The 13,133-nt window shown below is 48.5% G+C and carries 12 protein-coding genes; 4 read left to right on the top strand and 8 right to left on the bottom strand.

The genetic code is table 11. The annotated features are described in order from the left end of the window. Window positions 1-96 precede the first annotated feature (96 nt). The gene (locus CSR04_RS06115) at window positions 97-1,254 is read left to right on the top strand and encodes a DcaP family trimeric outer membrane transporter (RefSeq protein ID WP_102795359.1); all 1,158 of its coding nucleotides are present in this window, start codon (window positions 97-99) and stop codon (window positions 1,252-1,254) included. A gap of 96 nt (window positions 1,255-1,350) precedes the next feature. On the opposite strand, the gene CSR04_RS06110 is transcribed toward CSR04_RS06115, so the two are convergent. From CSR04_RS06110 to thrS, 8 genes are all read right to left on the bottom strand, one after another. Then, entirely contained in the window at window positions 1,351-3,726 is a 2,376-nt protein-coding gene (locus CSR04_RS06110) for a PKD domain-containing protein (RefSeq protein WP_102795358.1), read from the bottom strand. Window positions 3,727-3,851: 125 nt separating this feature from the next. Then, a complete protein-coding gene (locus CSR04_RS06105) occupies window positions 3,852-6,149 on the bottom strand; it encodes a TonB-dependent siderophore receptor (RefSeq protein ID WP_172449248.1) in 2,298 nt (765 codons plus the stop codon). Window positions 6,150-6,241: 92 nt separating this feature from the next. Further along, window positions 6,242-7,213 (bottom strand): FecR family protein, encoded by a 972-nt coding sequence (locus CSR04_RS06100; RefSeq protein WP_102795356.1) that lies wholly within the window; start codon window positions 7,211-7,213, stop codon window positions 6,242-6,244. Continuing rightward, window positions 7,206-7,709, bottom strand: a complete 504-nt coding sequence (locus CSR04_RS06095) for a sigma-70 family RNA polymerase sigma factor (protein ID WP_102795355.1) — start codon at window positions 7,707-7,709, stop codon at window positions 7,206-7,208. Before CSR04_RS06095 ends, CSR04_RS06100 begins: the two co-directional genes overlap by 8 nt. A gap of 172 nt (window positions 7,710-7,881) precedes the next feature. Next, entirely contained in the window at window positions 7,882-8,238 is a 357-nt protein-coding gene (gene rplT, locus CSR04_RS06090; protein WP_102795354.1) for a 50S ribosomal protein L20, read from the bottom strand. A gap of 17 nt (window positions 8,239-8,255) precedes the next feature. Next, window positions 8,256-8,453 carry a 50S ribosomal protein L35 gene (gene rpmI, locus CSR04_RS06085; protein ID WP_102795353.1) on the bottom strand — a complete coding sequence of 66 codons (198 nt, stop codon included), beginning with the start codon at window positions 8,451-8,453 and terminating at the stop codon, window positions 8,256-8,258. Between the two features lie 85 nt (window positions 8,454-8,538). After that, entirely contained in the window at window positions 8,539-9,096 is a 558-nt protein-coding gene (gene infC, locus CSR04_RS06080) for a translation initiation factor IF-3 (RefSeq protein WP_102795507.1), read from the bottom strand. After that, entirely contained in the window at window positions 9,077-11,014 is a 1,938-nt protein-coding gene (gene thrS / locus CSR04_RS06075) for a threonine--tRNA ligase (RefSeq protein WP_102795352.1), read from the bottom strand. Before thrS ends, infC begins: the two co-directional genes overlap by 20 nt. Before the next feature lie 144 nt (window positions 11,015-11,158). Between thrS and CSR04_RS24880 the strand changes: the two genes are divergently transcribed. The 3 genes from CSR04_RS24880 (at window position 11,159) to CSR04_RS06065 (ending at window position 13,132) form a co-directional block, all read left to right on the top strand. Beyond that, window positions 11,159-11,332, top strand: a complete 174-nt coding sequence (locus CSR04_RS24880; protein ID WP_172449247.1) for a hypothetical protein — start codon at window positions 11,159-11,161, stop codon at window positions 11,330-11,332. A gap of 160 nt (window positions 11,333-11,492) precedes the next feature. Further along, window positions 11,493-12,353, top strand: coding sequence for a fructosamine kinase family protein (locus tag CSR04_RS06070; RefSeq protein WP_102795351.1), 861 nt, complete (start codon window positions 11,493-11,495; stop codon window positions 12,351-12,353). A gap of 47 nt (window positions 12,354-12,400) precedes the next feature. Beyond that, window positions 12,401-13,132, top strand: coding sequence for a pteridine reductase (locus tag CSR04_RS06065; protein WP_102795350.1), 732 nt, complete (start codon window positions 12,401-12,403; stop codon window positions 13,130-13,132). Window position 13,133: the final 1 nt, after the last annotated feature.

Here is a 13,133-nt window from a genome sequence, read left to right as displayed (position 1 = left end):
GACAGGCTGCGACCTTGGTCGCTTAGACCATGGTCTGATTGAGCAGTTCGCGCCCCTGAACAATTGTTAAGCAGACTTTGAACATGAGGATCTGCAATGAGAACCATAACGAGAACCCCCCTTGCTTGTCTGATCGGCACCCTGCTGAGCGCCTCCGCTGCCAGCGCATCTGTACTGGATGACACCAAATTTAACTTTGGTGGTTATGTCAAACTCGATGCCATTGCCAGCAACTATTCAGATGGCACCCTGCCGTCGGGCAATATTGGCCGTGATTTTTATATTCCCGGACTCACTCCCGTTGGCGGTAATGACGAAGGCACGGCTTTTGATATGCATGCCCGACAAACCCGCTTTAATTTTTCCAGCAAAACCCAGTTGGAGAATGGCAAAAGCCTGGCAACTAAAATAGAGCTGGACTTTATGGCCACACCTAATGGCGATGAACGGGTCAGTAACTCATACAGTCCCAGGCTGCGCATCGCTACTATAGAGTATGATGGCTGGTTGTTTGGTCAGACCTGGACAACCTTCCAGGATGTTGCCGTGCTGCCGGACACCCTGGACTTCATTGGCGCCACTGATGGCACTATCTTCGTACGTCAGGCCATGATTCGTTATAGCAATGGTGGCTTCCAGATTGCCCTGGAAAACCCAGAGACTACCGTAACCCCTTATGGCGGCGGCGGTCGCATTGTTACTGACGACAACTCTGTACCGGATTTAGTGCTGCGTTATACCCATAAAGCCGACTGGGGGCATGTTTCTGGTGCGGCTCTGGTGCGTCAACTTGCATATGATGACGGTGGATTAATCGACAGTACCGAAACGGCTGCATCGTTCAGCATTTCAGCGAAGTTCAATATTGGCAAAGATGATATCAAGCTGATGTACAACGCAGGCGCTGGGATGGGACGTTACCTTGGTATCAACACTGCCAATGGTGCCGTGATCAATGCCAATGGCGAATTGGAAGCTATCGACTCCAGCGGTGGCCTGATAGCGTATCGACACCTTTGGAATGACCAATGGCGTTCCACCATCAGCTATTCCTGGTTTGAAGCTGATAACGAAGTGGCATTGACCGGAATGGGGGTTACCGAAACCACCAGTAGTGTCAGGGTGAATGCCATCTATTCCCCCACCAAAGCCTTAAGCTTTGGCCTGGAATATTCCCACGCCGAGCGCGAATTGGAAAATGGTAACGATGGTGATATGGACAGATTACAGTTTTCTGCCAAGTATGCGTTTTAGGCCCCCTCTCGCCTGAAGCGCCCTTGCCGGCGAAAGCCGGCGTTTTCTTTCTGATATAGCCGGATCTGCATCCGGCTTTTTCCACTGGGCAAGTGTTTACGGCTCACAAATATCTACATAGAAGGTATTCGTACCACTGGCATCTGGCTGATGCTCGAACTGCCTGCTGCCATTAAATGTAATGTGCGCATTGAGAGAAGCAAATATCGCTGGGGCCAACAATTTGGTTTGTACTTTGGGTAATGCCCGGCTGAAGGACAATAATGCCATTGCCTTAACACTAAAGTCAGTATTATCGGAATGCCCCCTCAAGATTGTCTTGTACTCTTTGTCTGACACGCTGTCGCAAAAACGCGCTTCAAATACCACATCCTGCAACGTAGCGATTTTCTTGGTTCCCAACTCAATTGAATTGCCTTCATCTAATTCCAGGGCCAAATCCTGATATCCATATCTTAGGTGTGCACCAACCCTTAAACCTGGTTCCCAATTTCCTTGCTGAGGGCGATCAAACGATAGAATAAATTGCCCTGATTCATCAGTGTAAGTTTCATAAAATCCGGTATAGCCTTGGCGGATTTTAATATAGCTGGTTGCCACGTTGATCCCGCTAACAGGCTGGTTTGTTGCATCCAGCAGAGTGCCGGTTAACCTTAGCTGTTCCTCCAGCTCAGTGGCGGCCTGAATTAAGTAGCTGGCTTCCCCCTTTTTGACCCCATCACTGACCGTTAGGTGCACACGATAGCTACCGGCGTACTTGGGACTAAAACTAAAATGCTCGGTGCCGGACTGAGTGGCAACCGTTTGCATATTTGCTTCCTCAAACACCCGCCATTTATAACTTAGCGGTTGCCCTTCTGGGTCATAGCTGATGGCAGCATTAAAATGCACGGTGTCCCCAACCAGAGCATTCCGCTTTGTCTGTCCAGCAACTCTGGCAATGGGAGACAGGTTACTGTCAGCCGTCAATATGATGGTAGCAGGCTCAGATTGCCCCTGAGGGTTTGTGCCTACCAATTGAATCAGGTACTCACCTTCTTTATCTGCCTTAAAAAGCACCGAACGTTGGTGGCTGCCATCCAGTTGGCCATCTGCGCCTTGCGGTTGCTTAATCAAGGACCAGGAGTAACTCACCGGCTCGGCTGCAGTATTACTATTCGCGGTTAGAGTTACCCATTGGTTGATAGAAATATTTGTCTCAAGGCTGGTGATCTGTACCTGGGGCAAGGTGACTTCAGTCAGAGATATGACTTTAGTAAAAGCTTCGGAATACAGCTTTTGGTCATACACTCTGAGTTGTAGCTGGTATTCGCCGGCCATATTGGCTTGAAATACTGGTGCTTTGCCATTTTTTGTGTCTAGCGTCCACTGGCTCCCCGTTGGCGCAGACAACACTTGCCACTCATACTCCAGCAGGTCTCCGTCTGGATCGCTGGCATCACTCAGCAATTCAATTTTGTTGTTTGGCCTGAGATCTCTGCTATCCACGCCAAGGGCCAAATCAAATGAGGCAACAGGCGCACGATTTTCCTTGATAACCTGAATATCTACACAGTCAGTGTCATGATATTTGCCATCTCTGACAGTTAAACACACCTGATAGGTTGCCAAATCAAGCGGCTCAAATTCAAAGGATTCAAGATTGTCAGGGTGTGCTTGCACATTCCCGCCTTTTACTAACCACTGATAACTCAAACTGTCATTGTCCGCATCGACGCTAAGGCTGGTCAGGGTTAAGCGATCACCTTTCCATAGCTGAGTAATATGACGCGTGTCTATGATTGCCTGCGGTGGCACATTGCCTGCTTTATGCGCGCTGATGACCTGTCTGACGTCCCGCCTGATAATATTGCCCAACTGCATCGACAATTGAATCTCATAGTCTCCCACCTCATCAGCCAGAAAATAGGTCTGGATCTGTTCTGGCGCTTGTATACTGGCTTGACTGGCCGTCGGTTTTGCAATCAGTGTCCAATGATATTTTGGCGTGACTTTTTCGCTGAGCATATGCGTAAACACCGCTTCCAGGGCAACCTTTTCCCCTACTTTCGCGGTTTTGGCGGTCTTAATAGACAAGGTATGACGCTGACTTTTAGTCACTTCAATCACTAACTTGGTGCTGCTTGTGGCTCCCTGACTATCCGTAACTGTCAGGCTAACCTGATAGCTGCCAGGCTGTTGCGGACTAAACTCAATGGTTTTACTACTGTTATCGCTCAGTGTCAGGGCCTGACCATTGGCATCGTCAATGCGCCACAGATAATTTAGTGCTGACTGTTCAGGATCTTTGCTACTACTGGCGTCGAAGCTGAGCAACTCCCCTACTTCAATGCTGTTTTGGCTGGCAACGAATTTAGCCATGGGAGGCTGATTGGGCTTTACATTGACGGTTGGGGCATCACTACCACCACCTCCACAACCAGATAGCGAGATAAATATGCAGGTGGCAATCACCTTTAACTGGGTATTCAATTGGATTTCCTTATTTTTAGGCACGCACTTCGCTTTTTAGCTGTTGTGTATGTTGCGAAGTTGCTGACAGCGGAATTGCTGATAATAAGGAAACGAATGAGGTTGGCTAAACAGCTAAAGTTTTTTTAAAAATGTTGATCAAAGGTCAGGGTAAGTTGTCTAGGAGCCCCGTAGGACGCCCAGCCCCGACTGACATCCACACCGTCGAAATAGCCTTTGTCCAACACATTCTTGAGACTAAAGGTCAAAGTAGTGTTTGGGCTGACTTGCCATTTGTAATAGGCATTAAGCCGCCAACTGGCAGGTTGAGACACCGGAATCTGATTCCTGTCAACATAAGACGGCAGCAGATAGTCTTGCCGGGATTCCCCTTCTACCGCTGCACCCAGCATCATATCGTATGATAAAAAAGCCAGGGAATAACCAAGAGTCAACCGATACAGGTTTTCAGGAAACTGCACATTGGTATTAATCAGCTCTGTCGAGTGCTGGCGGGCATAGGCCAGACTCAGTTGCAACGCATCCTTCTGATAGGTCAATTCTGCTTCCCACCCTGCTTGCTTGGCATAGCCCAGGTCGGTGGTAAAACCAAATCTTTTTGGCTGGCTCTGATAAGTACTGATGCTGAGCTGGCCCTGGCGCTGCCAAAGGTCGACTTTAATACCCAATTCTGTCGACACAAATCGGTTTGGTAACAAAATAATGTCCAACATAGAGATATATCCACTGCGAAAATCGACAATGTCAGCATAGTTGGCATAAAGCTGTGCATCACCTATGGACTGACTAATCCCTAGGTAGAGGTTGTTGTAACTACTGCTATCCCTTTCCACCAACAACGTACTGTCGACGTGGTAACGACTGCGGTTATGCCTGACCGATGCAGACAATTGGGTGGATTCGGTCAGACTGATACGACTGGCCAGTTTAACGCTATCAATCTGATAGCGCAGAACGTTGATATAGCGATCAAGAACAGTCTCTGGCGCGCTCTGATCACGTTCTTTCACCTTATAGCTGCCAGGCTCCATGCTTGACAGACCATCATATTCCATCAAGTCAATATGCTGTTGGCTGTGATTGGATGTGCTGCTCATGGCCACGCTGAGATCCATCGGCAATGTGTATAACAGTACCTTACCGGTCAGCGCCAATTCACTTTTGTCAGCTTGAAAATCCAGTATCTGACGATATGCCCCAAATGCTATGGTCAGGCTTTGCACATCAGGATAACCATAGGGTTCGGTAAACAACATACTAGAGTATTGTCGACCCTTGCTCAGAGCCAAGTTCGCCTGCCAGTTTGCCGAAAGTTGATGCTGAACAGCCACTTGTGAAAAGACCAGGTGCTGCTTTCTCCCCGACCAGCTTGGCCAGAAATTGGTTGATAATGGCCCATCATAAGGCGTTGTATCGGAATATAGTAATGGGCGAATTGTAGACTGCTGTCGCTGCGTATCGCGTTGCTCAATATGATAAAAATCCAGTTTTGTCATGTTCGCCAGTTGCCAGCCAAGTCTTGCAAATCCGCCCTGGCGTAACCGATTGGAATGCTCGGCAGCATCCTGTTTTTTTTGTTCAACCAACACCAGGCGTCCCTGAAGAGCACCACTGCTTATTAACGAACCTCCCAGATCGGCACTAAGTCGGTGACTGAGTAATTCACCATGGCTGGCCGATATATCGACCAGTGCCTTGTCTATGGCGGGTTTGGGCAGTAAGTTAACCGAGGCGGAATTGATACCGTTATCCTGTTGAATACCATTTGTTCCGCGGTTTACTTCAAACAGATGGAAGTATGCGGAGTCCAATTCAGATACCGCAAAGTTAGCGTCGGCAAAGGGCTGACCATCAATCAAAAACGGATTAAGTATATTACCCCGCGCGCGAAATTCGCGGTTACCAGTTCTGGAGCTACTAGTGCTATATATGCCTGGCGATAAGCGCAGCACCTCACCCAAATCGGTCTGGTTGAAGGATTGAAATACCTTGGGATTGAGCAAAGAGACAGTCTGTGGAGTCTGTTTAACACTTTGCCCGATACCTGATGATTGGCTTTTTACCTCTTGCCAATCAGGTAAAGGGGTAAAAAGCGTGGTGTTTTTATCCGGCAAAGAAAAGCTGACCCGAATTTCAGTTGGGCCAGGTTGCTCTTGAAATGCGCCATCCTCGCCCTTAACCACATAATGAGTGTCACCCATCTGTTGGTAGTAAAGCCCAGACTCGGATAGTACTCTTGCCAGGGCTTGCTCGGCACTGAGGCTCAACGAAAAGCCGGTACAGGCTTTGTTCGCAATAAGTCGGCTATCAACAGCGATATAGATATCAGCTGTCTGGGCAATCGTATTCAGGCACTGACTAAGACTGCCCTGTTGCAAATCGAACTGATAAAACGATGCTGCCCTTGTCTCAGGTGCTGCCAAGGTAAGCGCCAAAGTCACTGGCAACAGCAATACGACAAGCCTGCTTTTACGTAAGACTAAAGTCAAAATAGGTAAGCTCTGCAACGGTTCCGTCAAGCTGGTGCAATTTGCACCCACCATGGTCCCACTTTACTGACGGAAATTGGCAAGCTGAGGGCCAGCATTTCCAGCGTCTTATCACTGTCAAAAGCCGGAAATACACCGTCTATGCTCAGATTCTGCACCTCGGGGGCAACACGGATAAATCCCTGGCGGTAACGATTGAGTTCAATGCCGAAAGCTTGCAGTGACATGTCCTTTGCAATAAGTTTACCATCGCGCCAACCGGGTAAATCTGTCACCGTCCCAAGGGCCGAAAAGCCACCTGCCGTCCAGCTTATCTGCTGGCCAGCCTGCAAGGTTTTTGATTCTCCTGCCCCATGCAAAATCGCTTGCCCCTGAAAAATACAGAGTTCACAGCCAGCGTCCTGCTTATACAGGTTTAAATGGCCGAAAGAAGATTCGATAACAAACTCCTGTGCCTGCCAGTTCGTATTTATGCGCAATGCCTTTGACTGACCAAGCCCATTGTGCTCAACAAAAAGCTCGCCTTGTAGAAGGGTTATTTCGTGAATGGCACCGATTTGCCTGGTATCTATGGCAGTATTGGTATTCAACCATAACTGCAGATGCTCGGCTAATTGAATATGTTCGGATTGCCCCACCGGCACACTATGGTCTGCAGCCATCTGATACCAGGTGGACCTTGCAATTGGCGTCCTGGCGCTGAGATAAGTCATAAATGACACCCCGAACAGGGCCAGACATTTAATCACTGCACGTCTCGACATAACCGGTTGTTGCAATAGCTCATGCAAAGAAGGGTGCTGCTGTTGATGACGGCTAAACTGCTCAAAGGTGCTATGCATCTCCAGCAACTTCTGCCAGGCATGGCGATTAGCCGGGCTCGCCAGCCAAGCTTCAAACTTGATTCGGCTTGCCGTTGTCGGTGTTTGTTCCTGCATTTCCACAAACCAACTGGCAGCACTTTGCAGGCTGTTCGGATCAATCCTTGAACTACTCAAAATGGGTTTCCCTGAAAATAGTCATTCTGACAATGGCCTGAGCCAAATAGTTTTTAACACTGGCGACGGAGATGTTGTCGCGCTGCGCAACTTGTTGGTAGGTCAGGCCTTCGACCTGCACCGCAATAAAAGTGCGTTTGACCTTGCGTGGTAATCGGCTGAGCATTTGGTCAACTTTGACAATAATATCAACGATGGCTTGCTGTTCAGCGATGTCGGGTAAGTGCGCAGCATCCAGCTGTTTAAGGCTGTCCAGATAAGCCTGCTCGATTTGCCTTCTGCGCCATAAATCGATGCAAAGTGAGTGGGCAATACGGCTGAGGTAATGACGCCCCCCCAATAAACTGTCAAAACGCATGGGCTTTCTTAACAATCTCTCGAAAGCATCCTGTGCCAAATCGGCAGCATCTTCAGGGCAACCAAGCCTGCGTACCAGCAAGTTTCTCATCCAGCTATGATGACTACGATATAATTGTTGAACGTCTTGCCGATCCATTTAATACAACATCCCTAGACAGCGGGAACCAATCCGAAACGCTGAGCATTATGCGCTGACCCGAATCGATAAGACAAGTTTGATTAATTGAAGCAGTTTGTTAACGCATAAAAAAACGGGAAGCATCCGGCTTCCCGTTTCTCTGAAAGAACTCAAGCTTAATAGTTAAATATTAAGCCAATGCGCCTTTGGCAGCATTTACCAGTGCGCTGAAAGCTGCTTTGTCATGTACAGCGATGTCAGCCAGGATCTTACGATCGATTTCGACAGACGCTTTCTTCAGACCGTTGATAAAACGGCTGTATGACAAACCATTCTGACGGGCCGCAGCGTTGATACGTGCAATCCACAATTGACGGAATTGACGCTTACGCTGACGACGGTCGCGGTACGCATACTGGCCGGCTTTGGTAACCGCCTGTACGGCTACGCGATACACCCGTGAACGGGCTCCGTAGTAACCTTTGGCTTGCTTCAGTACCTTTTTATGACGGGCACGTGCAATAACACCACGTTTTACTCTTGCCATGTTTCAGTCTCCTTAGCTTAAGCGTACGGCAACATGCGTTGGATCAACGCAGTATCCGAGTCATGGGCCAGTTTCTTGCCACGCAGGTGGCGTTTACGCTTAGAGCTCTTCTTGGTCAGAATGTGACGCAAGTGAGACTGTTTGCTTTTAAAGCGACCGGAAGCAGATTTCTTAAAACGCTTCGCGGCACCGCTGTTGCTTTTCATTTTAGGCATTGCTAAAACTCCGCATTGTTTAAGTTACAACCAAGTAGTAAGGCGACTTTGATGCGCAGTCATCAAAGCACTTGATGAGCCTTACTTACCGTTTAGTGGGGGCCATCACCATGATCATCTGTCGGCCTTCCACCCTGTTGGGGAAAGACTCACAGTTGGCAATGTCTTCCAGCTCGCCTTTAATGCGGTTCAGAAGATCAATACCAATTTCCTGGTGAGCCATTTCACGTCCGCGGAAACGAACCGTGACTTTGGCTTTATCACCCCCTTCAAGAAAGCGACGCAGGTTGCGCAGTTTGACCTGGTAATCGCCTTCATCAGTGCCAGGGCGGAATTTAACCTCCTTGACCTGAATTTGCTTTTGCTTTTTCTTCTGCTCTTTTTGAGCCTTGCTCTTCTCGAATATGAACTTGCCGTAGTCCATTATTTTACAGACCGGCGGCTCTGCATTTGGGCTAATCTCAACCAGATCCAACTCTACCGCAGCAGCTGACTCCAATGCTTGGGCAAGAGGGACAACACCAAGTTGTTCACCCTCCACGCCAATCAAACGAACTTCTTTTTCTCTTATATCTTCGTTAATACGGGCTTTCGCTGAATCTTGGCCCCGAGTGTTAGCGCCTTTAATGTGTTCTTCCTCCAGAATTATCAATTACTTTGCTAATGACCTGCTCATTGGCTTTAGAAATAAACTCCTCAAGGGAGAATTTGCCCAGGTCTTCGCCTTTCCGAGTCCTTACTGCCACTTCACCGGCTTCCATTTCTTTGTCGCCGACAACCAACATGTAAGGAACACGCCTTAGAGTGTGCTCGCGGATTTTAAAGCCAATCTTCTCGTTTCTCAAGTCAGACTTTGCTCTAAAGCCGAATTCTTGTAACCTTTTTGCCACAGAGTTGGCATATTCTGCCTGATTGTCGGTAATATTCATCACCACCATCTGCATTGGTGCCAGCCAAAGTGGAAAATATCCGGCGTATTCTTCGGTCAGAATACCAATAAAGCGCTCCAATGATCCCAGCACCGCACGGTGAATCATAACAGGAACTCTGCGTTCACCATCTTCGGCCACATAGGTACTGCCTAAGCGACCCGGCATAGAGAAATCCAGCTGTACGGTACCGCACTGCCAGGCCCTGTCGAGGCAATCATGCAACGTGAATTCGATTTTCGGTCCGTAGAAGGCACCTTCACCAGGCAGGTACTGGAATTCTATACCTTTACTGTCCAGCGCTTCAGCCAGGGCTTTTTCCGCCTTATCCCACACTTCATCAGAACCTACACGCTTTTCCGGGCGGGTAGACAGCTTAACGACGATTTTGTCAAAACCAAAAGTCTTGTAAGTGTCGTAAATCATGTCGATACAACCGCCAACTTCACTGAGGATCTGCTCTTCAGTACAGAAGATATGCGCATCATCCTGGGTAAAGCCACGCACACGCATCAGGCCATGCAAGGCACCTGACGGCTCGTTACGGTGGCAGCAACCAAACTCCGCCATACGTAGCGGCAGGTCGCGGTATGATTTCAAGCCCTGATTGAAAATCTGCACATGGCCCGGGCAGTTCATAGGCTTAATGGCATACTCGCGTTTTTCCGACTCTGTGGTGAACATGGCGTCACCAAATTTATCCCAGTGACCGGATTTTTCCCACAAGGTGCGATCCATCATCAACGGCCCTTTCACTTCGCCGTAATCGTAACGACGCAGTTTGTCACGTACAAAGCGCTCCAGCTCTGTATAAATTGTCCAGCCGTCGTTATGCCAGAACACCATACCCGGTGCTTCTTCCTGCCAGTGGAACAGATCCAGCGCCTTACCAATTTTGCGGTGATCGCGCTTTTCGGCTTCTTCCAAACGCTGTAAATAGGCTTTGAGCTGCTTTTTATCTGCCCAGGCTGTGCCGTAAATACGTTGCAACATTTTATTGTCGCTATTACCACGCCAATACGCACCGGCCACTTTCATAATCTTAAAATGCTGACAGAAGCGCATATTCGGTACGTGCGGACCACGGCACATATCCACGTATTCTTCATGGTGATACAGGCCTGGACGATCATCACGGCTGATATTCTCGTCCAGGATTTCAATTTTGTATGACTCGCCACGTGCCGCAAAAGCATCGCGCGCTTCCTGCCAGCTCACCACCTTTTTCACAACGTCATAACTGGTGTTTGCCAGTTCCTGCATGCGCTTCTCTAATTTGTCCAGGTCATCCTGGCTCAGCGCATGTTCCATATCGACGTCATAGTAGAAGCCATTATCAATCACCGGCCCGATAGCCATCTTAGTATTTGGCCACAGCTGTTTGATGGCATGACCCAACAAATGCGCACAGGAGTGGCGCAAAATTTCCAGGCCTTCATCATCCTTGGCGGTGATAATCTGCAATGTCGCATCGGTACTGATAGTCTCACAGGCATCGACCAGACGACCGTCAATGCGGCCGGCAATGGTGGCTTTAGCTAAACCAGGGCCGATATCATTGGCAACGTCCATCACGGACACAGGATTATCAAATTGGCGTTGACTGCCGTCGGGAAGTGTAATAACAGGCATGAAAATTCCTTAACAGTGGTGACGCAAACCAAGCGCCACGTGTCTTTCAAAAACACAAAAAAACACCCTCAGTGGGTGTTCCGATAAAATTCGCTGGTCTGCTACCATCAGACCAAGGGCAACTATATCTATTTAAGCCAACAGATGCAATTTCCAATCCTGGGGTTAACCGCGCTGCTAAGCCAGGCTTTTGCGGCCAATGCCACAAACTGCGACAGTTTGGTTGATGGCTGGAGTTTAGCCAAAGAGCGTCAGCAAGTTCGACTTTATCAACGACAAAAGCCAGCAGAATGGATGGTACATTCTCCACATTTGTGAGACTGCGTCAGATACTACTGAAAGACCAATACCAGCAAGGGCAAGTTGTTGGCATCCAAGAGCCCAATACCGCGTTAAGCACAAAAATCAGCAACAACCCTTAACAAATCTCATTGCTGTTCCATACTAAGAAAAGTTTGCGGCAATCCATTCGTCTCTTATGTGGCATTTTATCAGCGAACAAATCAGTGAAAAGCTGGGCCAGGATTTCATCTGCGATGATATCCGCCAGGTCCACCAACAATTTCATACCCGCAGTTTTCGGATTTCAGATGGCCGTCATCGATTCTTTATCAAGGTGGCAGAGGCCAGTGAACTAACGAGGCTGGAGTGCGAAGCGCATGGTCTTGAACATCTAAAACTGGAACAGTGTATAAAGCTACCTGCCGTGGTTTGCTCGGGACGGGTATCCCAGCATAGCTTTTTAGTTCTTGAATATATTAATTTAGGCGAAGGTACCGCGCCGCTCTGGTTTAAGTTTGGCCAGGCACTGGCTAGATTGCATGCTGCCAACAACCAGGACATGTATGGCTGGCAAGAAGACAACTATATTGGAGCAACTTTGCAACCTAACAGCTGGCAGAAAAAGTGGTGTCAGTTTTTCGCCGAGCAGCGCATTGGTTATCTGTTGCAGCTTTTATGTGAGAAAGACATTCTGACGGTGCCCATTGATAAAGTCGTTTCATCTGTCAGCCAGTTATTATCCGGGCATAAGCCGCCGGCCTCGCCATTGCATGGCGACCTATGGCAGGGCAATACAGGTTTTTGGAAAGAGCAGCCGGTTGTATATGATCCGGCTTTCTACTTTGGTGACAGGGAAACGGATATTGCCATGACCGAACTGTTTGGCCGGTTTCCTGAACCTTTCTATCAGGGCTATCAAGAGGTATGGCCACTCAGCCAGGACTACCAGTATCGCAAGCCCATTTACCAACTCTACCATCTGCTCAATCATGCCTTGTTATTTGGTGGTCAGTACATTCAAACCGCAAAACTACACCTGCAACATCTGGATAGCTAGGAGTGAAAAAAGCATACTGGCAATAAGCATTATTAAATCGGTATGTTATGAATAAAGTGGCTTTTATCAGTGGCAGTGCCAAACGTCTAGGTGCCCACACGGCGACACATCTGCATTCCCTGGGATATCAGGTGGTGTTGCACTGTCACCAGTCAGCACAACAAGCTGCAGAATTGCTGGATTGTCTTAACAACAGACGCCCCGCCTCAGCGGCTTTGGTTCGGGGCGACTTAAGCAACACCAGCAATCTTTCTTCCATGGCTGCGGATATTATTAAGCAATTTGGCCGACTGGATGTACTGGTAAACAACGCCTCCAGTTTTTATCCCACGCCCTTGTCAAGCATCCACCTTGAGCAGTGGCGTGAATTGGTCGGTTCGAATTTGCAGGCACCACTGTTTCTCTGCCACTTTCTGGCTGATGAGCTAAGACGTCGTAAAGGGACTATCATCAATATGGTAGACATTCATGCATTTCGCCCTTTAGTCGGCCATAGCCTTTATTGTCTGGCCAAAGCCGGACTGGTCAGCATGACGCGATCACTGGCCATTGAACTGGCTCCTGATGTTCGGGTAAATGCCGTCGCCCCCGGTGCCATTTTATGGCCGGAACAGGATATGGAAACGAAGCAAAAACAGGAAATTCTGGCACAGATCCCATTGGCACGACTGGGCGAAAGCCAGGATATTGCCAATGCCATTGAGTACTTATTGCAAGCGAAGTATGTAACTGGACAAGTACTGACCGTCGATGGAGGGCGGAGTTTAACCGGCGCATAAT

Origin of the sequence: Bowmanella denitrificans (assembly GCF_002887595.1) — a bacterium.
GTDB classification, from domain to species: domain Bacteria; phylum Pseudomonadota; class Gammaproteobacteria; order Enterobacterales; family Alteromonadaceae; genus Bowmanella; species Bowmanella denitrificans.
This window is presented reverse-complemented; position numbering and strand designations above follow the sequence as displayed.